Genomic DNA, 24,575 nt, shown 5'->3' on the forward strand with positions numbered 1-24,575 from the left:
GAAGAAACCCCAAGGGGCTCTTCCCGACGTAAAGCTCTATTGCATCGCAGCCGACCGGCGCGACTAATCCGAGGACGGTTTGACCGGCCCGATCACGTATACCGTATACCCGCGCTTCAATCCGAACTTGTTGGCATACGATTCGCTGTCGTAATAGATATCGATCTTCTTGCCCTTGACGGCGCTGCCCGTATCTTCCGCCCGGCGGAAGCCGATGCCTTCGATATAGACCCACCAGCCCAGAGGAATGACTCTCGGGTCGACGGCGATCGTACGGCCTTCCTTCACGGTCGTTCCCGAACGGGTAACTCCGTAGCCTTCGTCCCCCTTGCTCTTGCCCGTGGAGGCGAAGTCCGCAGAATACGCGGTCAACGTTACGTTGCTCAGCATCCGTTTCACTTTGACGCTCTTGCCGTTCAGCTTGACGACCTTCGCTTCCGCGGCTGTCGGCGGTCCGTTGTACGACGCCAGAGCCACTTCGGCCTTCTTCTTCGTTCCGATCGCGACGACCTGCTGCACGGCCGGCTTGGCAATCGTCTTCTCGATCATTTCCTGGCTGATCAGCTTGCCGTCCTCGTACACCTTCTCGGTTTTGTAGACGACTACGCCTTTTTGACCTTCGGTAACGACCTTCGTCTTGCCTTCTTCAAGCTCCGCGCTCTTCTGCTCCACAACCTTGAAGGCGATCGGGCGCTGGGTCTCTGTAACCTCTTTGCGCACGCGGACGACCGACACGGTCATTCCTTCCCGCAAGGGACTGCCAAGCTCCGGAACGACGCGGTCGTGCTCGGCCAGCTTGATGTTTAACGACTCAATGACTCCCCTAACCGTATCTTCGCTCGAATAAGCGACTTGCTGTTTGCCATCCGCTTTGATCATGACGCCTACCGCCCGGTCAATGACGAGCCGGCTTCCCTCTTTCAAGAGATCCGTGGCCGCCAAGGAGAGATGGTCGTTAGGTCCGATATAGATGTCCTGTTCTTCAAGCAATCCGAGCACGTTCGACGTTTTCGTGGAAATCACCTTCGAAACGCCGTTGTCGATAATCGTGATGCTCTTGGTCGCCGCCTTCTGCAGCAACGATACGAACATGACGGTGATGGCAAAAACGAGAATTGCGGCCAATAGCGCTGCACGCAAATGCTCATGCTTCCAACGCAGTGCGAAAAGCTTGCCGGTCGGTCGTGGATCATGGGTTTCCTGTACAGGAATTGCGCCCATATCTCGTTCCTCCTTCATAGCCCCGCCGTCGACTGTAATGCATGAATATTGTCAGACGCGACTAATCCAAAATGGTTAACGACTCTTGGCGATCGGACTCGAAATTTTCGCGGATTTCAGCCGGATCGATCAAGCGCCGCCTTCCCCAGTTCAGAATACTCACATGAGAGCATGTTACCCCAGGCAGTTGTGCTGGCAACACAAAAAGCCATCGAGACAGAGGATCTGTTCGTGGCTTCCGCATGATTGGAATTAAGCTAAGTAAAGTAGCGGCACGAGGGTGACCTCTCTCTATCACGCTTGCGGGGTTAGCTGTCGGATTCGGGCAAAGAGAGTCGCCCTAACGGCTGCATGCCCGACGCGTCACTCAGATAGAGCCGCCGTCCCGGCACTTGCCGTATTCACCCCAAGATTGCTCGGACCGCATTGGACGCTCACATCATGATCGTCGCCGCGTTGGGTCCCCCACTCTCCCGTTCGGGAGATTAAGCGCACTGGAAAAGGAATGTCATATTCAAACTTTCTGATGAAGATCATAACCTCTGCGCGATAACGGTGTAAAGACGACCGATTGGACGAATTTGCCCATTTTTAAGGAAAAACGATCGGAACCTGCGCGATAATCGCAACAAAAGTCAGTTTTTTCTTCGAAGTAGTCCGTTTTTCTTCCGTTTCTTCCGTTTATCTCGTTATCCCAAAACAGCGGCAGGCATTTTCGCTTGTAATTTCTGCAAGTTCCTCCAAAGAAATGCCTTTAATCTCTGCCGCCGTCTCAGCGACCAGACGCACGTAAGCGGACTCATTTCTCTTCCCTCGATGGGGGTGAGGCGTCAAATATGGAGCATCGGTTTCGATCAGCAAACGATCCATCGGAACCCTCTCCAACACCTCTTTCGGAACGCGAGCGTTCTTGAAAGTGACCGGTCCGCCGAAGGAAATATGGAAATTCATATCCAGGCACATTTTGGCCGTCTCCCAGCTTCCGGAGAAGCAGTGCATAATCCCTCCGACCTCCGCAGCCTTCTCTTCTTTCAGCAATTTTACAATATCCTCGTGCGCGTCCCGATTGTGAATGACGATCGGCTTGCCGATCCGTCGAGCCAACCGAATCTGTTCCCGGAACACCGTGTGCTGAACGTCCTTCGGCGAAGTGTCCCAGTAATAATCAAGCCCGATCTCGCCGATCGCGACGACTTTCGGATGGGTGGTGCACAGCCGTTCGATCCAGGCCAGATCTTCTTCCAGCTTCATGTCGATCGCATCGGTCGGATGCCAGCCTACAACGGCGTAAATAAACGGATATTTCTCCGCCAGCTCGAGCGTCGTCGGGATCGTTTCCCGATTAAATCCGATGTTGACGATTGTATCCACGCCGGCTTCCAGCGCGCGTTGAATCATTTCTTCTCGATCGTTGTCGAACTTGCGTGAGTCGAGGTGGGCATGGGTGTCGATAAGCATGTCGATTCGTATCCTCTTTTCTTCTATTATATAGACAATCTGGCGCGCGTTTCGGAACTGAGCAGATGAGCGTGTGGCAATAGCCGCTCCTCTGGGTAATAGATGTAATAGTTGCCCCGGTGCAAGCCCGCAATGGAGCGAATAATATCGGATTGGACCGAGATTTCCGTCAGCTGGTCGCGCTTGTCCAGCAGCAGGATCGGAGGCTTCTCTTTGCCGTCCGGAAGCGCTCCCGGCTTGTAGACGTCATAGGGGGAATCTTCGGGGGTATCGACTTCCATATGATAGGAAGGATCGAGACCGATGCTCCGCCACTGGCTGCGGACGTCTTCGAGCCATTCCCTGTATTCTCCGTTCAGCGGAGCGTACTTGTACAGCTGACGGTTCAGGAAACGCCGGCACAGATCCGACAGCAATTCGTCCCTCTCTTCCGACCACTGGCCGAACGCCGTCTGCACCATCGCTTCGTCGAGCTTCATATATTGTTCCAGCGTAACGGAGCCCGACAGCAAAGACCGAATCGGAGCCAGCATAAAAGAGAACTCGTATCCCGACGACAGGAGCTCGCTCGCCCTGCGGAAAATCTGTCTCAGCAGAATTTCGGAGCTGCGGGTGACGGGATGGAAGTAAACCTGCCAATACATCTGGTATCTGGACATCAGGTAGTCTTCGACGGCATGCATTCCGCTGTCCTTCACGACGATTTTTCCCTGGAACGGACGCAGCATGCGCAGAATACGGTCCAGATCGAACGTGCCGTAGTTCACTCCCGTAAAATAAGCATCGCGCAGCAGATAGTCCATCCGGTCGGCATCCAGCTGACTCGATACGAGACTGACGACGATCGGCTTTTCGTACTTCTTGCGGATGACCGCGGCGACTTTGTTCGGAAATTCGGGATCGACCTCGCGCAGCACGCGGTTGATCTCCGTGTCTCCCAAGACGACGTTGCAGGTCCATTCTTCATGATCTGTACCGAATATTTGCTCCAAAGAGTGGGAGAACGGACCATGTCCGACATCATGCAACAAAGAAGCACAAAGACTGAGTAATTTTTCCTCTTGCGGCCAGTCGCCGTATCCATTACGCTCAAACTGAGAAATTACTTTTCTTGTAATTTCATATACACCCAACGAATGGGAAAACCGGCTGTGCTCCGCCCCATGAAACGTAAGATAGGAGGTGCCTAGTTGGCGGATTCTTCGGAGTCGCTGGAACTCCGGCGTATTGATGAGCTTCCAGACGGTCAGATCCTGCACGTAGATGGAATGATGCACAGGGTCCTTGAAAACCTTCTCCTCATGTAATTTCGTCAACATGGACATCACCTCATATTTGTCAGCTTTCGACAAAGTGTTTGTCAAAAAATCGATTAAAGTCGAATTTTGTCGAATATCGTTTCCCTTTAATTTTCTCTTCGCCTAATTCCGCTATTTTTGAGAGATCGCCATAACTGAGAGGATTCTCAGACTTTATTTCAGGATTTTAAGCAATTCCTCAGTGCTTTCAGGTTGACTTTTTTGGGAATGGTTGGTACGATAGAGTACGGAAAACAGAGAACTTTGTCGAAAACTGGCGATAACGGACATAACTAGATTTACACGTTCGTTTTGTACTTATTTAATCTTACGAGAGGGGTATTACCAAATGATGAAATCTACCGGTATCGTACGTAAAGTCGATGAATTGGGACGGGTGGTTATTCCGATCGAGCTGCGCCGCACGCTTGGCATCGGAGAGAAAGACGCGCTGGAAATTTATGTGGACGGCGAGCGCATCATGCTTAAAAAGTATGAGCCGGCGTGCATCTTCTGCGGCAACGCGGAGAACGTCACCTACTTCAAAGGAAAAATTGTTTGCAGAGAATGTTTGAAGGATTTACCTTCCCCTGTGACAAATTAGAGAAAATAGTTTATAATAAAATTTGTATTCTAATAATTGTTAATTCCAACCTTTTTATACTCCTTGCCCCCTCCCGATGTCGATCTCGGGAGGGAATTTTTTTTGCTTTGCGGCACTACTCGTCTCCGTTCTCTTCGAGCAGCGCCCGATAGACGTCCCGCTTCGATATTCCCCGATCCGCCGCCGCTGATTTCATCGCATCCTTGCGGGCTTGTCCGGCCGTCTCATAATGCGCGACATGCTGCGTGAGCGATACGGAAGTCCACCATGCGTCCGCTTGCTCGGCGCCGCTGGTCTCCCGATTTCCGTTTTCCGAACGCGTTCCTTCTATTAATATACAACACTCCCCGAGCGGAGCGTTCTGCTCGATGTGCGCCAGACAAGCCTCGACAGTGCCTCTGACGACCTCTTCGTGCTTCTTCGTCAGCTCGCGAACGATGGCCATCTTTCGGTTGCTCCATCTCTCGCCGATCGCCGCTACGGTTTTCTTCAGCCGATGAGGGGATTCGTATAAGATCAGCGTTCCGCTCTCGCCTTCCAAACCTTCAAGCAGCTTGTGCACGCCCTTGCGATCGCGCGGCGGAAAACCGACGAACAGGAAGCGATCGGTCGGCAGACCGGAGACGATCAGCGCCGACAACGCGGCGTTCGCGCCTGGAATCGGCACGACGGGAATGCCGGCAGCGGCGGCGTCTCTCGCCAGATCCGCACCCGGGTCGGAGATTGCGGGAATTCCGGCGTCGCTGACAAGCGCGACATGCTGCCCATCCAGAAGCAGCCGAATCAACTCAGGCCCGCTGGCCTCCCGGTTATGCTCATGGTAGCTGACAAGCCGATTCTGAATGTCGAAGTGCGTCAGCAGCTTGCGCGTCTGCCTCGTATCCTCGGCCGCGATCAACTGTACTTCCTTGAGCGTGCGAATCGCGCGAAATGTCATGTCCTCCAGATTGCCGATCGGCGTCGCTACCAGATACAGCGTTCCCGGCTTCTCGCGCGCGGCGAAGCTTTTTTGAACCGTTGCCGTCTCCGAAGAGACTGGGCTCGTTGCCGGACTTTCTCCGCGCTTGTCCTTTGTTTTGTTCACGACCGTTTCTCCTCCCCCTCCCGATTTCTTTTGACCGCCGGCGTGCGTCCGTTCGTTCGCTTGAAGTCGGGCAGCTCTGCCGCTTGACCGTAAAATACGGCCAACAGCTCCTGCGTATACTCCCCGTCCTCTTCATAGACGATCAGCGGCGGCAGCAGACGGACTTCGGGCCTTCCGTCGCGCGTTCCTTCTATTAATATCATATTCGCCTCCGCATCCTTGCGGGGGTGTACGAAACGAATTCTCTTCGGCTCGATCCGGTAACGGCGCATCAGGTCGATAATATCGGCCATCCGGCTCGGACGGTGGACCATCGCAACTTTTCCTCCGGCCTTTACGCTCCTGGCGCACGCCGCGACGACGTCCTCCAGCTTGCATCCGATCTCATGCCGGGCCATCGCCTGATGAATATTTTCTTTGCGGTCTCCGCTGGCCACCGGCAAATACGGCGGATTCACCGTGACCGCATCGTACAGTTCGCCCTCCGGCTTCCACTCGCGCAGATCGCCTTCTATAATATGTATCCGATCGTTCAAGCGATTAAACCTCACGCTCCTGCTCGCCATGTCTGCAAGGCGGGGCTGGATCTCGACGCCGTCGATCGTCGCAGCCGTCCTCGTCGTCAGCAGCATCGGAATAACGCCGTTCCCCGTGCACAGATCAAGTATGCGCCCCCTCGGAGGCACTCCGGCAAATCGGGCAAGCAGCACCGCATCGAGTGAGAAGCTGAACACTTCTGAGCTTTGGATAATTTTAAGTTGATGAGTCAAGAGATCGTCCAGACGTTCTCCGGGTTGCAGGATGAGCTCCTCTTCCGCGCTCACGCTTCGCACCTTCCTCTTCTAAGAGCTTACGCCACTTAGCTTACTCGATTCGGGGCTTGATCGCAAACCTTGCCTATCTAGACAGGGGACTGAGTTAGACGACATTCATACGGGGCAAGTGAGGGGCCGGTGCAGCCCGGCTCGGGAGTCGGTCTGCGCAACATCGATCGCAGGCTCAAGCAGTTTTACGGTCAGGGACTGCGACATTGCACGAGGAACGAATATTAATGCTGCCGGGACCGATATTCCCCCGGTGTCAAGCCGCAATATTTCTTGAAGATGCTGAAGAAATGCCGCACGTTCTCGTAACCGACCTTCTCCGCGATTTGGTGGAAGGACATCTCTTGTTTGGTCGCCATCAGTTGCTTGGCCTTCTGAATCCGATATAGGTGTACGTAGTGGATGAACGTGATCCCCGTCTCCTTCCGAAACAGGGAGCTGATATAGTTCGGGTGCAGGTAAACATGCTCGGCAATCTGATCCAAGGACAGCTCCAGCGCGTAATTTTTGTGAATATATTGAATAATTTTCTCCACGTTTCGCGACAATGGGCTGCTGTTCTCAAGCCGGACGAACGCCGCATCCTTCTCCCTTGCGGACGGACGCGTCGAAGCCGTGCCCATGATCTCTATCGAAACGTTGGCCAGGACATCGTACAGCTCGACCTTGTTGATCGGCTTCAGCAAGTAATCGATGACCTGGCAGCGAATCGCTTTCCTCAAATACTCCGTATGGTCAAAGCCCGTCAGCAGAATGAAGCGGTTGCACAATTCACGGTTTTTAGCTTCGGCAATCAGCTCGAGCCCGTTCATCTCCGGCATTTGAATGTCGGTAATGACCAGATCCGGCTTATAGTCCCGCATTTTCTCCAGCGCCTCGACACCGTCGTACGCGCAGACGATTTCCGAGCAAGGGGTACTGCCTTTTTCAATAATATTGATGAGTCCTTTATGGATAATCGGTTCGTCATCCACGATCATCAGGTTCAGCATCCTTTCACTCCCAATCTCAGAATGTAGGTCGTACCCAGCCCGACGGCGCTGTCGATTTCCAGGCCGGAACGCTCTCCGTAAAATGCCTTTATTCTCTCGCTTACGTTATAGAGTCCAAGTCCCGAGTCTTCGGTCTGCAATACCCCGCGATCGACTTTGTTATCCAGCACGTCCCGAATGATCTTGAGTCTCTCTTCGGGAATCCCCGCTCCGTTGTCCGAGATTTCGATGCGAATCCATTCGTCTTCCCGGTCTACCGTGATGCGGATCTCGCCTTTGCCCCTCCTCTTCGCTATACCGTGGTTGATGCAGTTTTCCAGCAGGGGCTGCAGAATAAATCTGGGGCAGCGCATGTCGCCGATCTCCGTGCGAACTTGAATGTCGTATTGCAGCAGATCCATCATGCGCGGCTTATGAACGTCCAGATAGTGCGTCACGTTAGCCAGTTCCTTCTTAAGCGTCGACTCATTCTCCTGCGAAGACAGACTGTAACGCAGCAGCTTGCCCAAGGAATAGATCGCGTCCACGACCTCGTTATCGTCGTTGATCTCCGCCAGCATACGAATGGATTCCAATGTGTTATAGAGAAAATGGGGCTTCACTTGCGCCTGAAGCACCAGGTAGTCGGCCTCTTTTTTCATCAATTCCGCTTTGTGAACGGTATTGAGCAGTTCGTCGATTCTATGGATCAAGGAGTTGTAGGAGAGAATCAGAAAGCCGATCTCGTCCTTGTTGCCCTTATCCTCGAACGGTGCCAGGTTGTTCTCGTTCACCCTTCGCATATGTTTCGTCAAGTTCAAAATCCGCCTGGTCAGCAGCGAAGCGATCGCATAATAGACGGCCGAGAGCAGCAGGAGCAAGCCTCCCATAATCCAGGCCAGATTTTTCGTCTGCTTCGACAGATCCGAGAACAATTCATCCGTAGAGGACATAAAATAAAACATCAACTGCAAATCCGGAATGGCGATCGCATTCACCAGAATACCCCGCTCGCTCCATATCGTCTGCTCCGTCCCCGCCCGATCCCGGATTTTTTCCGAAATCCAACGGTAGGCCTCGTCATCAAGATTTTCGCCCCGCTTTTCGTATACGCTTTCATTTTCCCTTAAGACGATCGCTCCCATGCCGTCGCCGCTAACGACAGCCTCCAGAAAATCGCCGATAATGCGGTCGTTGGCCCGTATTTCTAGAACACCCAGACGATCCGCGTAATTTTCGTTGTAGAGATTTTGATAAAACACCAATTCCGGAAGGCCCGACGAATCCGACGATTGCGTCATCCACCGCTTCTGATTGATCTTCAGCGCCTGGGAAACGTCTCTTGCCGCCTGGGACTCCTCCTCCCGAATGTCGCTGATCTCCTTATCGACGGCCATTGCGGCGGGTTTTGTCTTGTACAGCCGAACGGATTTGATCAACGGATTGGAATTGTTGGCGAACGTAAAGATCGGCCGGATGTCCTTCAGAAAATAATAGACATAGTCTCCGGGCGTCTGATAAAGCCCTTTCAAATATTCTAACATCTGAGAATTGTGCTGAAACAGGGAATGGATGGATTCCACCTGGGTCAAGCTGACCTTCAAGCTGTTCGAAGCCTGAACGATCAATTGCTGCTTGGCCTGGGAGAAATCGTTAACGACGTTCGAATTGAACTGATGATACAAATACGCGCCCGACAGGACGACAGGCAGCAGCACAAGCAGCACATAGCCGAATATCATCTTATGAACAATTCTGACGCTCTTCAAGTGTCGAATCAAAACGAACTCATCGCTCCCCGGTGTAAAATGACAATTCGGGTAAGACTCCGAAGAATCTTACCCTGTGTGTCCTAAGCTCATCAATTCCTATTATTTCATGAGTGCTTTGGCTTCATTATACTCTTTGGTCGCCCATTCTTCCAAACGTTCGATTCCGATGTTCTTCGTTTTGTCCAGCATCGCTTTGAACGCGGCTTTGGCATCTTCCTCCGATTTAGCCAAATAAATTTTCATCTCTTCGTTCTTGATCATGTTGTCGATATTGACCTGAATGACCTGCTCTTCCGAGTCAGCGGAAGGCACGACTTTACCGAACAGAGAGTCGACTTCCGTCACTTTCTTCAACTCCATCATAACCTCGGTCGAAGCGGAATCAGGAACGTACCGCTGCAGACTGGAGGTTTCGCCCTTGTCCGCCAGAATGCCCCACCATACGACGCCCATCTGGACTTGTTTATCCTGATCCTTGGAATCGAAGTTGAATACCGGATAGCCGTCCGCATGCATCGTCCAGTCCTCGCCTTCGATGCCCCAAGAAGCCAAGCGCTGCCCTTCGGTGCTGTACATATATTGAATGAATTTGATCGCCGCTTCCGTATTTTTAGCCGTTTTCGGCACGTACATGCCCGACCAGCCGATGCTGTTCGCGTAAACTTTCGGATTCGCACCGAGATTTTTGATTACTTGCGCCATTCGGAAATTTTTGCCGTCCGTCTCCAGACGGGGGTTAAGCGTCTCCGAATCTCCCGACGCGTTGATCAGAGAGAACGCCTTTCCGTTCAGGATCTGACTTTCCGCTTCCGTACGTTCCTGCCAGGTGAAGTTTTCCGCAACGATATAGCCTTCGCGATAGAGCTTGTTCACGTACAGATAGAACGCTTCCTGTTCCGGATGATTAATATAATATTTTGCTTGGTCGCCGCCGGCGTTGTAGAAGCCGAAGCGAGGCACCCCGTATTGAATGCGCAGATAGCTTCCCGCTTCCCCCGGAGTAATGACCGCCGGTATGAGATCCGGGTACTTTTCCTTGACCTGTCCGAGAATCGCCAGGTAATCGTCCAGCGTTTCCAGCTTCGGATTGCCGAGCGCTTCCATAATATCGGCGCGCACCGACAATCCCTGGCCCGGATTCAGACACTTGTCGCAAGCCGCGAGTTCTTCCGACGTCATGAATCCGTTGCGAATCGTATATAAGCTGCCGTCCTTCGTCGCGTTAACGGCTCTGGCGGTCGGAGATATGTCGAAGTCCTTCAACTGATACTTCTCGATCAGTTCATCCCAGGTATACGAAATGTCTGGCGTGGACATCGGTTGATGGTTGTTATACGTGTAGACGATGTCGGGCATTTCGGCTCCGGACGCGATCATAAGCGGCAGTTGCTGCGCGTCGGCCGCGATCTGCACGTTGACTTTGACGCCGGTCCTCTTGGAGATTTCCTCCGGAATCTTGCCCTTCCATTCGGTCATCGGCCACCAGGGGTGATCGACGAACAAGGTGATTTCCCCGAGGTCTTGGACCGTCCCCTCGCTTCCGGTCTCTGTCTGCGTCGCGGCGGGAGCCGACGGGCTTGCACTCGGCGAGGATTGGGCATTGTTGTTTCCGCCCGAAGAACAGGCCGCGAGTAGAGAAGCGATAAGCATGAGTAACCCCAGCGTTTTCAAGCTTTTGCCGGTTTTCTTTTTCATTGCGTAAACCCTCCTGTTGGTAAAATTGATGTATATGAACATGCGGCGATAAGAGAATCTTTTCCCGCTATCGCGCAAGCCGATACCCGACAGTCAATCAACCTTTTACCGCACCGATCATCGCGCCTTTGACGAAGTACTTCTGCAGGAAAGGATAGACGAGCATGATCGGCACGACGGCCACCACCATTGACGTCACCTGCAGGGAGTAGGTCGTCACTCTTACTGCGTTGGCCGCGTATTCGATACTGACCGCATCTGTCGGAATGTTGCCCCGGTTGATTACCTCGATCATACGATAGGTCAACGTTCTCAAGTTCTCATTTTGCACGTAATACGCCGAGTCCAGCCAAGCATTCCATTGTCCGACGCCGAGGAACAACGCCATCGTCGCCATTAGGGGCTTGGAGATCGGCAGAATAACGGAACGGAAAATTTTCAAGTCGTTCGCTCCGTCGATCGTCGCGGCTTCTCTCAGCTCCGAAGGAATTTCCCGGAAGAAGGAAACGGCGATGAACAAGAAGAAAATATTGAGCATCGAAGGAATTACGTAAACCCAGAACGTGTTCAGCAAATGCAAATGCCGCAGAATAATATAGAAAGGAATCAATCCTCCGGATACGTACATGCCAATGACGAACAAGGAGAAGTAGACTTTTTTGAAAACAAGTCCTTTATGCGCCAATCCGTAAGACACGAGGCAAGTGAAGACGACTCCGAGCAGCGTCCCGACTCCCGTCCTTGCCACTGTGACGAAGAAGGCCAGCGTCCATTTCGCATCGCCCATGATCTTCTCGTAGTTCGCCAGCGTAAAATCCCTCGGCCAGAAGTAGATTCCCCCCAGCCCGGTATCCAATCCGTTATTGAAAGAGATGACGAACAGATAATAGAAAGGATAAGCGGTTACGATAAAGATGACGATCAGCAGAGCATAAACGATCGTATCTATGGAGTAATCTTCGAACGTTCTTTTTCTCAAGCGAGCCCCTCCTTTCTTCTTCGCGCTGTCTAGAACAAGCCCGACTTGGTCGTTTTCTTGGAAATCCAGTTACTGCCGAAAATCAGAATAACGGAGATGACGGCCTGCAGCAGATCGATGGCGGTGGCGAAGGAGTAACGGCCCTGGGACAGCCCCACCTTAAACGCATACGTCTGCAAAATTTCCGATTTGTCCGCGTTCACCGCGTTCCCGAGCAGGAAGGCTTGTTCGAAATTAGAGCCGACCAGTCCGCCGCCGAGCAAGCTTCCGATCGCTAAAATAAGCACAACGATGGTTGTTCCCCTGATGCCGGGAAGCGTAATATGCCAGATGCGGCGTAAGCGGCCGGCTCCGTCGATATGCGCCGCCTCGTACAATGAGGGAGAGATGCCGCTGACGGCGGCCAGGAAGATGATCGTCCACCATCCAGATTCCTTCCACACTGCGGTTCCTACCGCCATTCCCCAGAAGCTGCCGGGGTCGGACAGGAAAGCGATCGGTTCGCTGATCAGCCCCAGCCCCAAGAGCAGGTTGTTGAAAATACCGCGATTCTCGGACAGGAACACCGAAGCGAGCCCGGCCACGACGACCCAGGAAATGAAGTGGGGCAAATAGCTGGCCGTCTGCACCGCCCGTTTGAACAATCCGTCCTTGACCTCGTTCAGCATAAGCGCCAGCAGAATCGGAACCGGGAATGCGAAAATGAGTTTCAGAAAGCTGATACCGAGCGTGTTGGCGACGATCGTTTCGAAGTTGTAGCTGTTTACGAACTCTTTGAAATATTTCAGTCCGACCCATTCGCTGGTGAATATTCCGGAGATACCGGAAGCGATCTTGTAGTTCTTGAATGCGATCAGAATGCCGAACATCGGAAGGTAGTGAAAAACGAATAGGGAAATCAAGCCCATCCATACAAAAAGCTGCATGTATTTTTGCTGTCTAAAGCGCTTCCACAGGAGGCTGACCGAATGACCCGATTTGTTCGTCGCAGCATGTTCCTTTACCGTTTGCAGTTTCAATCGATTCACTCCTTATCGGCGCGTATTGCTACCTTAATTCGAGGTTACAATACGCGCCCGAACGGCTCAATTGTTCATTTTACAACTCTGATGATCGATTTTAAGATGTTTCTTCGTAAATCCGGACAGGCCCGTACAGTCCCCCTGCGGCAAACTGCGGCTGCCAGCCCGGATCGATGCTGCCGTTCCAGTACGAAACTTTCGGATCGGTGCTGCCTCCCACGTTATGCGACGGCCTTCCAATCTCGTAGTGCGCGCCCAGCGTATTCGTAACGCGGATACGCAGCCGATGCACACCTTCCTCCAGAGCCTCGCCCAGTTCGAAGCGGTAAGGCCGCCATGCCCGAACCCCAAGCGGGCGTCCGTCCAGCCACGCCTCGGCGGTTCCCCGGACATGTCCCAAATCCAACGTCGCGCGTCCGTCTCCCCGAAGTTCCACGATCCGTTCGTATTCCACCGCACCACTATGATGCGGCAGGGCAAGCGACGTCCGCCAATCGCCCAGCTTGCCCGGCGTGGGCGAGAGACGGAATCGGATCGGCGCGAGCAAGACGTCCGCGTCGGAGCACGGTCCGGCCGGCTCGATCCGAATCGCGGCCATCGTTCCCGCCTCCTGAGGCGGGAAGACGATCTGTCCATCGCGGACGACGCGCTCCCGGCCGGCAATCCAGACTCTCAGCGAGCCGGCTGCCGCCACGGTCATGACGGTCGCGCCGACGGGCAGCGGGAACCGCACCCATACGGGGCGGCCGATTATCGCTGGATTCCGCTGGAATGGCAGCGGCTTGGCGGCAGGAACGGAGTCCGGCATGAGCCAGCCGACATCCGGCAGCGGATGCGGACGGGGAGACAGCCACAGCGTCTCGGTCTCGGCGAACTGAAGCACCGCCTCATGCAGAATCGCCGCGGCTTGGCCGTTCTCGTCCGTCCAGTCTTCCTCGGTCCAGAACTCCATGTTCCTCCCGTCGGCAAGCTCGACAACGCCGTCCGCCAGCACCTCGCCGACGCCTTCGGGCAGTTGGAACCGAATTTCATTGGCTCCTTCCCGCCATAGGGATGTGATATCGACCTCTTCCTGGCCTTGCCGAATATACGGATTAAAGTCGCCGTGCTCCGTCACCTTGGTCCCGTTCACGTACAGCGCAGCCCGGCCTCGAGCGGCAAAAACGAGTCTGACGCGTTCCACGCCTGCGCCCTTTTCCTGCTCGATCGTCTTGGTCAGACGCGAGCCGGCATTGGGAGTCGTCGTCTTAATCCATTTAGGCAGCGATGGCCGCGCCTCGGCGTTCACTTCCACGCCGGCCCGAATCAGTCCCGTAACGATGGCCTTCGCCCGCAGCTTCAATTCGTTGGGGCCGGCGGCCAGATCGATCCAGGCGGTCTGCTCCTCCGGGCCGCCCCGCCAGCGGATCGGTTCGCCCCCTAGCCAGCCCGCGATCTCGGCGTTGCTCTCGACGCGTATCCAATAGCGGCCGGCCGCAGGCGCAAGCACGAAGGTGCGGGCCCATACGTCCCAGCCTCTCTCGATTTCACCCAGGTTCAGAAACCGTCTCGGCACGCGGCCCATCCGGCCGGCCCACGATCTGAATTTGTGGTCTCCGAAGGTGCGGCTGTAGACGACAGGCGTGCATTTTCCGGGTTCGAAGCGCTCATCCGGGGAGGCCTCCCAGTAATCGGCCTCGCTCCATAGACGAACGTTCCAGGAAGCGTCGTCATGATCCGGAAGCTGCCAGCCGGCCCGTTCTCCTTCGGATTCGTCCGTCTCCCGCATCACCCGAACCTGACGGCGCTCGATCGGCGCCTCCTGCGTCCGTTCCCCGTGAAGGTCGAAATCGCCGTAACGATTGTCCATCGTCGGGACCGCCATAATACGCCAATCATTCGAGGACAATTCACGACTTTCGGCTCTCGAGGGAATCGCCGCAGCGTTGGAGGGCAAAACCGCCGGAGCGGTAACCCCGACGAACGGCTCGCCGTTCCCGTCCTCCTCCCGCGGGCAGACGACCAGCGCGGCCGGCCAGGAAACGAAGCTCACGGCCAGTTCCGCCCATTCGCCGTCGCGCGTATATGCAGCGGGAACGATATCTCCGCTGACCGGGTCCCAGAGCTGGGGACGGCCGGGCGTACGCAACCGATAAACGGCGCTCTCGGGCAGCGCCGACCGCTCGTCGGCCGGTCGATGCATCTCCAACAGCCCGCCTTCTCCCGGCAGCAGCAGGAAAATATCGGCCTCCTCCGTCCGGCGGTGAAGCGACATTCCCGGCCCTTCCGCGACGCGGAGAATACGCTCCTTCAGAAGCCGAACGGCTTCGGCAGCGGACCCGACCCGCACGACTCCCTCGAACGCCGGATCGTCTTCCGGCACTTCGATGCCGATCACCCATCCGCCCTCGCGAATCCAGCGTTCTACCTTGCCGCGGGCCGCCTCGTCCATTCTCGTCGTCCCGCACAGCAGCAGCACTTCGAACGTCTCGTCCGCGATGCGCAGCTTGCCGTCTGCCGCCGTGCTTTTTTCCAGTGCCGAATCGTCGACGACGTCGAAATCGAATCGGGCTTCCCTGAGCGCCCCAAGCTTATGCTGATCCCTGCGGGCGTTGTAACCGACGACGTCGGCATACACCCGGCGAAGATGCTCCATCTCGGAGTTGGGCACTCTATTGGCGACCAGCATCGGATGGTCGGAGCTTGCCCCGTCATCCAGCGACATATAGCCGGTGGCGGCATAAGACGGGTAATGCACCGCGACCGGCGCGACATGTGCGCCTTCGCTCAGCAGAGCACAGACACGGCTGATCGTATCGGCGAATACCGAATAATGCTCGAAGTAAGGCTGACGCCAGCCGGTGTCGGGCGGCGCCCATTCCCACCAGCCGCCCCGCGTGCTGTAATAAACCGAATGCGGACTGTACAAGGTGACTCCGGCCTGGAACCACGGAATGAGCCAATGCAGCGTCTCTTCCAGCGTTCCTCCCCAGCCGCTCGTATGGAACGCTTCCAGGAAGACGCGCTTACCGCCGTGCAGATGAACCATCGACGAATGCGGCTTGATCTCTCCGTCCATGTCGCAGCCCGCAGCGTTGTACCAGCGGTGCGTCCGGAGGTAGTCCAAATAAAGGCGCTGCGCGCCGTGCACATCCACCTTTCTCGCCGAACCCGCCTGATCGCAGCACAGCAGCATGCCGTGCTTCTCATGCCATTGTGCGATCGGAACGAAGAAGGCCCGCTCCGCCAATTCCGCCGCCAGTTCGTACACTTGCCTTCGCACCTGCCCCGATTCCGGGAGATCGTCGAACAACGCCGGAAGCTTCGGCAGCAGGCTCTCGCCGTGACGGGCTTCGTACAGCTCCGCGATCTGCGGCGTCCATAAGGGCAGAGGCGGCAGTTCGTCCTGGAAGCTGCCTGCAATCGTCCTTCCCAGATCGTGCGGAAACCGACGCTCGAATTCGCCGTGAACTTTGTCGAGCAGAGCGGCACAAGCCGCGGGGTCCAGCCAGTTAAAGCCTTGCCGTACCGAGACGTAATGATAATCCTCGGTTTGCAGCAGCGGCGTCGCGCCTTCGGGCATCCGTTCGTCCGGGGAAAATCTGCGCAGCAGATAACCGCCGAACTCCGAATTCTCCGCCACCAGACGCGCCGGAAAGTTCGAACCGGAGAAGCCGATCTGATCGTAGAAGTACAAGAACATGCCGAGCCGCTCCGCTTCCCGCAGCGCCGCCTCGAACATCTCCCACCAGCGCTCGCTGAAGTAGACGGGATTATCGCCGACGCTGCCGTATTGGGGGCCGGTCGGCGCGATGTTGATTATGCCGATGTTGCGTAAGCCGCCGGCGCGGAACTTCCGCAGCTGCCAGCGAATGCGCTCCTCCGTGATTTCCTCCGCGCTCCACCACCAGAAAGGCAAAGGTCCGTAACGCGGATCGGCGTCGCGGAACCGGCTTTTCAATCGTTCTATGCTCATCGTTCACCCTCGCTTGCCTCTCGAATTCACATCCCATACCCCTTATCTTAGAAGTCCGTCCGAAGCGGTGTATAGCGATCATTCTTAATCAAAAGCCTTAAATATCCGGATAACCTTCCATGTTATGATGGTGCAAACTTCATACGCCTGAAGGACAAGGAGGGAACATCCGCTTGAATATTCGCTCTTATTTAACGCCTTGCAAATACGGCCGTCCCGTGCTGGTCGGCTCGGGAGAGCCCGGCAGCTTCGACCGTCACGCGGTCGATTGTCCATTCGTCTTCCGGCATCTCGACCGCTTCTATATGATGTACGTCGGCTTCGACGGCCTGGGCTATCAGACCGCGCTGGCGACGAGTGGCGACCTGCTTCATTGGGAGCCACTGGCGACGATTCTGGACAGGGAAGACGGTTCGCGCTGGGATTCACGGAACATCGCCGGAACGTGGATGTTGCGGGAAAACAACTTGCATGGGGCTCCGACGCTGAAAAAGTGGCAGGGTAAATACTGGCTCACGTATCATTCCTATCCGGGCGACGGTTACGAAGCCGGTCCGGCGAAGATCGGGCTGGCCTGGACGGAGGACGAGAACCTGCTGACATGGCATCGGCTCGAGGAGCCGATTCTCGTGCCGGAAGAAGGCGCGGAATGGGAGCGCGGAGGGCTGTACAAGGAGTGTCTGGTCGAGCACGAAGGCACGTTCTATCTGTTCTACAACGCCAAAAATCAGGATCACGGCCGCTGGATCGAACAGACGGGAGTTGCCCTGTCGACCGATTTGCGAAGCTGGAAGCGTTACGAGCATAATCCCGTTCTCCAAGTGACGCCCGGAGCATGGGACAGCGGCTTCGTCAGCGACCCGTGCGTGCTCCGCGACGGCGACCGGTGGGTCATGTACTTTTTCGGTTACGATTACAAGAAAGCGCAGGAAGGCATCGCCCTGTCGGACGATCTGCTTCACTGGGACAAACATCCTGAACCGATCATCGAGACGGGCACGGAAGGCGAACTGGACGCCATCTTCGCGCATAAACCTTCCGTGATCTGCCATAACGGCATCCTGTATCACTTCTATACAGCCAGCAGACGGCCGCAGGACGGGGATCGGACGTGCAATATTTTCCCAGAGTTCCGCACGATTACGGTCGCGACGTCCGAGCCGCTGCCTCCGCCGCCGGCGGAATGACCGAATACGATCCCTCGGGAGGAAAACAACAATGAACGCGCTGCAAATCGAGTCGATGTGGACGGAAGGACGGAACTGTCCGTTGGGGTTGGATGCAACCGCTCCCATGCTGGGCTGGTCTTTCTCGCAGTCCAAGACGCACTCACGTCTGCAAACCGCTTATCGGATCGCGGTCGCCACAACCGAGGAACTGCTGGCCAGCGATCAGCCCGACGTCTGGGATAGCGGCCGGCGAATCGGCGGAAACCATGCCGCGATCCCCTGCGAAGGCGCAGGGCTGGAGGCACGGCGACGCTACTATTGGCAAGTGACAGTATGGGACGAACAGGGCCGGCAAACGATGAGTCCCGTCTCCTGGTGGGAGACGGGCTTGCTTCGCGCCGAAAACTGGAGCGGACAGTGGATCGGAGCGGCGCAAGGCAAGGCGGACGACGGGCCGCTTCCCCGATTCCGGCGCAGCTTCCGGATCGGAAAGCCCATCCGTCGGGCGCGGGCGTACATTAGCGGCCTGGGGCACTACGAGCTCCGCCTGAACGGAGCCAAGGTCGGCGACTACGAGCTGGACCCCGGCTGGACGGAATACGACAAAACGGTGCTGTACACCGTCTACGACATTACCGATGCGCTGTCACAAGGAGAGAACGTCGCCGGGATCACGCTCGGCAATGGCTTCTATCATGTCATGGGCGGCCGTTATACGAAATTCAAAGATTCCTACGGCGCCCCTAAATGCCTGGCCGAGCTGATCATCGACTATGCCGATGGAACGACCGAGACGATCGGCACGGACCGATCCTGGCGAACGGCTGCAAGTCCGCTCGTATTCTCCTGCATCTACGGCGGGGAGGATTACGACGCGCAACGTGAGCTGAACGACTGGGATCGGCCCGGCTACGAAGAAGGCAGCGAATGGAACTCAGCCGCGGAGGTGAAAGCGCCTTCGGGAAAAATGGCCGCGCAGTCGGCTCCCGCGCTCAAGGTGATGGAGCAGCTGTCTCCGGTTTCCGTGACGGAGCCAAAGCCCGGCGTGTTCGTCGTCGATCTGGGCCGGAACTTCTCCGGCTGGACGGAGATTGCCGTTTCCGGACCGCGAGGCGCCGCAATCAAGCTGACGCCCGCCGAGCTGCTGACTGGGGATGGACTGGCCAATCAGAAATGGTCGGGCTCCCCTTATGAATGGAACTACGTGCTAAAGGGCGACGGCGAGGAGCGCTGGCGGCCGAAATTCACGTATTACGGGTTCCGCTACGTTCAGGTGGAAGGCGTCGGGGCCATCCGCAGCGAGAGCGATGCCGCGGGAGCCGACGGATTGCCCGTCCTCCACCGTGTCGAAGGCCAGATGATCTACCCGGACGTGCGGACGACGGGAAGCTTCCGCTGCTCCGACGAGCTGCTGAACCGGATCCACGACATCATCGGCCGCGCCATGCTCAGCAACATGAAGAGCGTGCTGACGGATTGTCCGCACCGTGAGAAGCTCGGCTGGCTGGAGCAGGTCCATCTGATGGGCCCTTCGATGATGTTCAATTACGACGTCGAGGCGCTGCTGATGAAGGTGCTGTCCGATATCGCCGACGCCCAGCAGCCCAATGGGCTCATTCCGACGACCGCGCCGGAATACGTCGTCTTCCCCGAGCCGTGGGAAGTTTTCCGCGATGCGGCCGCCTGGGGAGGCGCCTGCGTGCTGGCTTCGTGGGAGCTGCTTCAGCGCTACGGCAATGCCGGGGCGATGAGCCGGCACTACGGAACGCTGGGCCGCTATCTCGACTATTTGACGGCGACCGCCGACGGCCGCATCCTGCGCGCCGGACTCGGAGATTGGTACGACGTCGGCCCGAAGGGGCCCGGCTTCTCGCAGAACACGCCGGTCGCGCTGGCCGAAACCGCCATCTACTACGGATTGGCCGTCGTCATGCGCGTCATCGCGCGGCGTCTGGGCCGCGAAGACGACGCGGCCGCTTACGGGCGGCTGGCCGAAGAGATTAAAGTCGCCTTTAACCGGGAATTTTTCGACGAAGCGGCGTCCTCGTACGCCGAGGGGAGCGATGCCGCCCTGGCCATGCCGCTGGCGATCGGGCTCGCGCCCGAAGCGCACCGGGAAGCGCTGTTCGCGCGGCTCGTTCGCAACATCGAGGAGCGCGGCGACCGGACGACGTCGGGCGACGTCGGACACCGGTACGTGCTGCTGACGCTTGCCCGGGGAGGCCGCTCCGATCTCGTCTACCGGATGACGCGGCGCTCCGATACGCCGGGCTACGGCTATCAGATCGCCAACGGGGCGACGACGCTGACCGAAGCTTGGGACGGGCCGACCGTCGGCAAATCGCAAAACCATTTCATGCTCGGCCATCTGGAAGAATGGCTGTACACCGGCCTGGCGGGACTGGATTACCGCTATGTGCCGGATACCGGACGCTTCTCCGTCCAAGCGAAACCCGGCGTCGTCGGAGACGTGCAATGGGCGGAAGCCCGCTTCGAGCTGCGGGCCGGCGTCGCCTCGATCCGTTGGGATCGCGGGGAGGACCGCAAGTTGCAAGTCGCCGTCGTCATTCCTCCCAACGCCGAAGGCACGGTTCATCTTCCCGCGAAGGATACGGATTCCGTCGCCGTTGAGGGCGAAGGCGCGCGTTTCGTCGGGTACGAGGAAGGCTGCGCGGTCTACCGGACCGGGCCGGGTACGTTCACGTTCACAAGGAGCGAAGCGATATGATCACCACAGGGTGGAACAAAATCTATTACGGCGGGGATTACAACCCCGAGCAATGGCCGAAGGAAGTCTGGGACGAGGACATGCGCCTGTTCAAGCTGGCGGGCATCGACGTCGCGACGATCAATGTCTTCTCCTGGGCGTCGTTGCAGCCGGACGAGGAGACGTACCGTTTCGAGCAGTTGGACGAGATCGTCGATCTGCTGCACCGCAACGGCATCCGCATCGTGCTCGGCACGGGAACGGCCATGTATCCGGCCTGGATGGCGACGCGTCATCCCGACGTGCTGTCGGTCGATTTCGCCGGCAGGAAGCGCAAGTACGGCATGCGCCACAACAACTGCCCGACCAGCCCGACCTGGCGGCTGTACGCGGAGCGCCTGAGCCGCAAGCTCGCGGAACGGTACGGAAGCCATCCGGCGCTGCTCGTCTGGCACGTCAACAACGAGATGGGCTGCCAGTGCTATTGCGACAATTGCGAGCGGGCTTTCCGGGAGTGGCTGAAGAAAAGATACGGCACGCTGGACGCCTTGAACCAAGCCTGGTACACCCGATTCTGGGGTCATACGTTCTACGACTGGAACGAGATTGTGCTGCCGAACCTGCTCAGCGAGCATCTCGATCCGAAGGACCCCGACAAAACCGCCTTCCAGGCGATTTCCTTGGACTACTACCGCTTCAACTCGGAGAGCGTGCTCGAGACGTATTTGCTCGAACGCGACGCCATCCGGGAGTTGTCGCCGAACGTTCCGATTACGAGCAACCTGCACGGGCACGGCACGTACAAGCCGCTCGATTATTTTCAATGGGGCAAGCATTGCGACATCGTCGCCTGGGATAACTATCCGGCGTTCGATACGCCGACCGGCGTGACCGCCTTCCGCCTCGACCTGATGCGCGGCTTGAAAAACGGGGATCCGTTCCTGCTGATGGAGCAGACGCCCAGCCAGCAGAACTGGCAGCCCTACAACTCGCTTAAGCGCCCGGGCGTCATGCGGCTCTGGAGCTGGCAGGCGGTCGCGCGCGGCGCGGACACCGTCATGTTCTTCCAACTGCGCCGCTCGTTCGGCGCCTGCGAGAAATTTCACGGCGCCGTCATCGAGCATGTCGGCCACGAGCATACGAGAGTATTCGAGGAGGTCTCCTCGCTCGGCTCCGAACTGAAGGCGGTCGGCGACGCGCTGCTCGGCTCGCGCATTGAAGCCCGCGTCGCGATCGTGTTCGATTGGGAGGTTTGGTGGGCGGCCGAGCTGTGCAGCGGACCGAGCGTCTATCTGAAGTACGTCGACGAGGTGCAGAAATATTACGACGCGTTCTTCGCGCAAAACATCCCCGTCGACATCGTCAACACCGACGGCGACCTCGACCGCTACGCGCTGGTCGTCGCCCCGATGCTGTACATGGTGAAGCCGGGCTATGCCGACAAGCTGGAACGGTACGTCGAAGGAGGCGGCACGCTCGTCGCGACGTATTTCAGCGGCATCGCGGGCGAGTCCGACTTGATCGCATTGGGCGGCTATCCCGGAGAGCTGAGGAAGCTGTTCGGCATCTGGGTCGAGGAGACCGATGCGCTGTATCCGAGCCAGCATAACCGGCTCGTGATGCGAGAGGTGTTCGCCGGCGGGAAGACGGAATACGCCTGCGGCATCGTCTGCGATCTGCCGCATCTTGAAGGCGCGGAGGCCGTCGCCGTCTATGGAGAGGAATTTTACCGGGGGATGCCGGCGCTGACCCGCAACCGCTTCGGACAAGGCGAGGCCTGGTATCTCGCCTCCAGTCCGGATGCCGCCTTCCTGCTCGACTGGACGGCGGAGCTATGCCGCGGACTCGGTCTGGCGCCGCTGCTCGAAGGAGCGCCGGCCGGCGTGGAGGTCACGAAACGCGAGAAGGACGGTAAGGCGTTCTGGTTCTTGTTGAATCACGCCGACGAACCGCGCCCGGTTCCGCTGGGCTCGCTGAAACTCAAAAGGCTGTCCGACGGCGCGCCGCTGGAAGGAACGTTGGAATTGGAGCCCGCGGGCGTCATCGTCGCGGAGCAAATCGAACACGGGAGTGGAGACGGCAATGAGTAAACGACGGATTCCGGATACGCTGCTGCTGGAGGAACGGGCGATACATGCGCTGAACGCGACGGTGGGCATGGCGGACGAGGACCACGGGGGCATTCCCTTTTTCAACGCCGACCTGAACCATAAACCGGCGTTCATGACGCACGGGGACTGGGATTACGGTTCCTCGCACGGCCGCATGATCGACGCTATGACGCTGGCCAGAATCATGTCGGGCTCGACCTACGGCGTCGAAACGGAGAAACGGTACAAGGAAAATCTGCTCAGCTTCTTCAAGGAAGACGGCCTAAGTTATCGCGGCGTCAATCCGGTGATGTCTTGGGAGTCGAACGCAAACCTGATCGACCAGCGCGCCGTCTTGCTCGCTCTGACCAGTTGGTACATGACGACGGGCGACGCCCGGGCGAAGGAAGCGGCGGACCGTCACGTGGCGGCCCTCAAGCGGATCGCAGTCAAGGAACGGGACGTCTGGTACTACCCCGCTTCGGAATACAAGGACAGCGGCTGGCCCTCGCTGAACGCGGTGCAGCTTCGCCTGGCGCCCGATCCGGCTGCGTTCTGCGGACGTCTCGTCATGCCCCTGCTGAAATATTACGAGCTGACGGGCAATGCCGACGCTTACGAGCTGTGCCAGTTTTTCACGAATCTGATCATTCACCGCAGCGGCGTGTTTAATGAGGACGGCAGCTTTAATTCCTCGCTCGCCTACCGCAGCGGACATTTCCATACGCGGCTCGGCACGCTCGACGCAATCGCGCGCTTCGGCTACCATACCCGCGACGCCTCGATTCTGAATTTTGTGAAGAAAAGCTACGACTGGGCGCTGACCTGGTGCACGTCGTTCGGCTGGACGCCGGGCGATATGCAGGAGCAGGCCTACGAGCACGAGACATGCTCGCTCGTCGACCTGATTACCACCGGCATCACGCTGGCACGAAGCGGCTACACGAATTATTGGGGCGTCGTCGAACGCTTCATCCGCAACCATCTCGCTGAATCACAGCTGCTCGACCTGAGCTGGGTGGAAGAGACGGACGACAAATCCAAGGACGTTCAGGGCTGGTTGTCCTACTATAAGGTCGCGCAGCGCACGCGGGGCTCGTTCGCCGGCTATTCGGCTCCGAACGATTTCATCTGCGACCATAGCCACGGCCGCGGCCATACGAGCGATCTGCAAATCTGCTGCCTCGGTTCGGGCACGCGCGGCCTGTTCATGGGCTGGAGCAACACGATCACGGAGGAGCTCGGCACGGTGAGCGTGAACTTCCTGCTCAGCCGGGGGTCCCGCAAGCTCGACGTCAGCAGCTACCTTCCTTACGAAGGCAAAGTCGTGCTGGACGTTCGCGAGGATATCCCCAAGCTTCAAGTACGGATTCCGGAATGGGCCGGCTTCACCAAGGTACGCATCGTTCGCGAGCTCGACGGAGAGACGACCGAAGGCACAGGCTCGGAGCCGAGCCGCTGGGCGGGCCAATGCTTCCTGCAGTTGGGCGCGGCGCGCGCCGGGGAGACCATCACCGTAACGTTCCCGCTTAGCGTCCGCACGACGACGGAGACGGCGCTCGGCGAGCAATTCGTGACCCATTGGCGCGGAGACGACGTGGTCGATATCTCGCCGCGCGGCAAGCGCAAGCCGCTGTACAGCGGCCGTCCGATCGCGGACCAAGCGCCGCTGCGCAAAGGCGACTACCACCGTCCGGAACGCGAATTCGTCTGGTAAGCGAAACGA

The 24,575-nt window shown here is 57.3% G+C and carries 16 protein-coding genes and 1 riboswitch; of the genes, 5 read left to right on the forward strand and 11 right to left on the reverse strand.

Features of this window, described 5'->3' with window-relative positions:
- Window positions 1-63: 63 nt before the first annotated feature.
- From B0G52_RS25715 to B0G52_RS25725, 3 genes are all read right to left on the reverse strand, one after another.
- A complete protein-coding gene (locus tag B0G52_RS25715; protein WP_094048622.1) occupies window positions 64-1,221 on the reverse strand; it encodes a resuscitation-promoting factor in 1,158 nt (385 codons plus the stop codon).
- Window positions 1,222-1,503: 282 nt separating this feature from the next.
- Window positions 1,504-1,723: riboswitch (cyclic di-AMP (ydaO/yuaA leader) on the reverse strand.
- 179 nt (window positions 1,724-1,902) lie between these two features.
- Window positions 1,903-2,679 carry a TatD family hydrolase gene (locus tag B0G52_RS25720; RefSeq protein ID WP_094048624.1) on the reverse strand — a complete coding sequence of 259 codons (777 nt, stop codon included), beginning with the start codon at window positions 2,677-2,679 and terminating at the stop codon, window positions 1,903-1,905.
- A 26-nt stretch (window positions 2,680-2,705) separates the two neighbouring features.
- On the reverse strand, window positions 2,706-3,998 hold the full coding sequence (locus B0G52_RS25725; RefSeq protein WP_094048626.1) for an HD domain-containing protein: 1,293 nt from the start codon (window positions 3,996-3,998) through the stop codon (window positions 2,706-2,708).
- Window positions 3,999-4,326: 328 nt separating this feature from the next.
- Between B0G52_RS25725 and B0G52_RS25730 the strand changes: the two genes are divergently transcribed.
- On the forward strand, window positions 4,327-4,581 hold the full coding sequence (locus tag B0G52_RS25730; protein WP_027086730.1) for an AbrB/MazE/SpoVT family DNA-binding domain-containing protein: 255 nt from the start codon (window positions 4,327-4,329) through the stop codon (window positions 4,579-4,581).
- Window positions 4,582-4,696: 115 nt separating this feature from the next.
- Here the strand turns inward: B0G52_RS25730 and rsmI are convergent, their stop codons facing one another.
- From rsmI to B0G52_RS25770, 8 genes are all read right to left on the reverse strand, one after another.
- Entirely contained in the window at window positions 4,697-5,557 is an 861-nt protein-coding gene (gene rsmI / locus B0G52_RS25735) for a 16S rRNA (cytidine(1402)-2'-O)-methyltransferase (RefSeq protein ID WP_233163055.1), read from the reverse strand.
- Window positions 5,558-5,661: 104 nt separating this feature from the next.
- On the reverse strand, window positions 5,662-6,489 hold the full coding sequence (locus B0G52_RS25740) for a tRNA1(Val) (adenine(37)-N6)-methyltransferase (RefSeq protein WP_094048630.1): 828 nt from the start codon (window positions 6,487-6,489) through the stop codon (window positions 5,662-5,664).
- A gap of 224 nt (window positions 6,490-6,713) precedes the next feature.
- On the reverse strand, window positions 6,714-7,481 hold the full coding sequence (locus B0G52_RS25745) for a response regulator transcription factor (RefSeq protein WP_094048632.1): 768 nt from the start codon (window positions 7,479-7,481) through the stop codon (window positions 6,714-6,716).
- Window positions 7,475-9,241: a sensor histidine kinase gene (locus B0G52_RS25750; RefSeq protein WP_094048634.1), complete on the reverse strand. Its 1,767-nt coding sequence runs from the start codon at window positions 9,239-9,241 to the stop codon at window positions 7,475-7,477. The genes B0G52_RS25745 and B0G52_RS25750 overlap by 7 nt, the downstream gene beginning before the upstream one ends.
- 90 nt (window positions 9,242-9,331) lie before the next feature.
- Entirely contained in the window at window positions 9,332-10,927 is a 1,596-nt protein-coding gene (locus B0G52_RS25755) for an extracellular solute-binding protein (protein ID WP_158223867.1), read from the reverse strand.
- A 97-nt stretch (window positions 10,928-11,024) separates the two neighbouring features.
- Window positions 11,025-11,906 carry a carbohydrate ABC transporter permease gene (locus B0G52_RS25760; protein ID WP_094048638.1) on the reverse strand — a complete coding sequence of 294 codons (882 nt, stop codon included), beginning with the start codon at window positions 11,904-11,906 and terminating at the stop codon, window positions 11,025-11,027.
- Window positions 11,907-11,935: 29 nt separating this feature from the next.
- Window positions 11,936-12,919, reverse strand: a complete 984-nt coding sequence (locus tag B0G52_RS25765; protein WP_233163057.1) for an ABC transporter permease — start codon at window positions 12,917-12,919, stop codon at window positions 11,936-11,938.
- Between the two features lie 106 nt (window positions 12,920-13,025).
- On the reverse strand, window positions 13,026-16,883 hold the full coding sequence (locus B0G52_RS25770; RefSeq protein WP_233163050.1) for a glycosyl hydrolase family 2 protein: 3,858 nt from the start codon (window positions 16,881-16,883) through the stop codon (window positions 13,026-13,028).
- A gap of 173 nt (window positions 16,884-17,056) precedes the next feature.
- On the opposite strand from B0G52_RS25770, the gene B0G52_RS25775 reads away from it, so the two are divergent.
- The 4 genes from B0G52_RS25775 to B0G52_RS25790 are packed head-to-tail and all read left to right on the forward strand — an operon-like array spanning window position 17,057 to window position 24,566.
- On the forward strand, window positions 17,057-18,070 hold the full coding sequence (locus B0G52_RS25775; protein ID WP_094048640.1) for a family 43 glycosylhydrolase: 1,014 nt from the start codon (window positions 17,057-17,059) through the stop codon (window positions 18,068-18,070).
- 31 nt (window positions 18,071-18,101) lie between these two features.
- Window positions 18,102-20,780, forward strand: a complete 2,679-nt coding sequence (locus B0G52_RS25780) for a family 78 glycoside hydrolase catalytic domain (RefSeq protein ID WP_094048643.1) — start codon at window positions 18,102-18,104, stop codon at window positions 20,778-20,780.
- Window positions 20,777-22,849, forward strand: a complete 2,073-nt coding sequence (locus B0G52_RS25785; protein WP_094048646.1) for a beta-galactosidase — start codon at window positions 20,777-20,779, stop codon at window positions 22,847-22,849. The genes B0G52_RS25780 and B0G52_RS25785 overlap by 4 nt, the downstream gene beginning before the upstream one ends.
- Entirely contained in the window at window positions 22,842-24,566 is a 1,725-nt protein-coding gene (locus B0G52_RS25790) for a glycoside hydrolase family protein (RefSeq protein ID WP_094048648.1), read from the forward strand. The genes B0G52_RS25785 and B0G52_RS25790 overlap by 8 nt, the downstream gene beginning before the upstream one ends.
- Window positions 24,567-24,575 lie beyond the last annotated feature (9 nt).

This window comes from Cohnella sp. SGD-V74 (genome assembly GCF_003001675.1).
Taxonomy (GTDB): domain Bacteria; phylum Bacillota; class Bacilli; order Paenibacillales; family Paenibacillaceae; genus Cohnella.

Bases quoted from the DNA above. Each gene is read 5' to 3' on its own strand.
- B0G52_RS25715 (WP_094048622.1), bottom strand. From the start codon at position 1,221: ATGGGCGCAATTCCTGTACAGGAAACCCATGATCCACGACCGACCGGC.
- B0G52_RS25720 (WP_094048624.1), bottom strand. From the start codon at position 2,679: ATGCTTATCGACACCCATGCCCACCTCGACTCACGCAAGTTCGACAAC.
- B0G52_RS25725 (WP_094048626.1), bottom strand. From the start codon at position 3,998: ATGTTGACGAAATTACATGAGGAGAAGGTTTTCAAGGACCCTGTGCAT.
- B0G52_RS25730 (WP_027086730.1), top strand. From the start codon at position 4,327: ATGATGAAATCTACCGGTATCGTACGTAAAGTCGATGAATTGGGACGG.
- B0G52_RS25745 (WP_094048632.1), bottom strand. From the start codon at position 7,481: ATGCTGAACCTGATGATCGTGGATGACGAACCGATTATCCATAAAGGA.
- B0G52_RS25755 (WP_158223867.1), bottom strand. From the start codon at position 10,927: ATGAAAAAGAAAACCGGCAAAAGCTTGAAAACGCTGGGGTTACTCATG.
- B0G52_RS25770 (WP_233163050.1), bottom strand. From the start codon at position 16,883: ATGAGCATAGAACGATTGAAAAGCCGGTTCCGCGACGCCGATCCGCGT.
- B0G52_RS25780 (WP_094048643.1), top strand. From the start codon at position 18,102: ATGAACGCGCTGCAAATCGAGTCGATGTGGACGGAAGGACGGAACTGT.
- B0G52_RS25785 (WP_094048646.1), top strand. From the start codon at position 20,777: ATGATCACCACAGGGTGGAACAAAATCTATTACGGCGGGGATTACAAC.
- B0G52_RS25790 (WP_094048648.1), top strand. From the start codon at position 22,842: ATGAGTAAACGACGGATTCCGGATACGCTGCTGCTGGAGGAACGGGCG.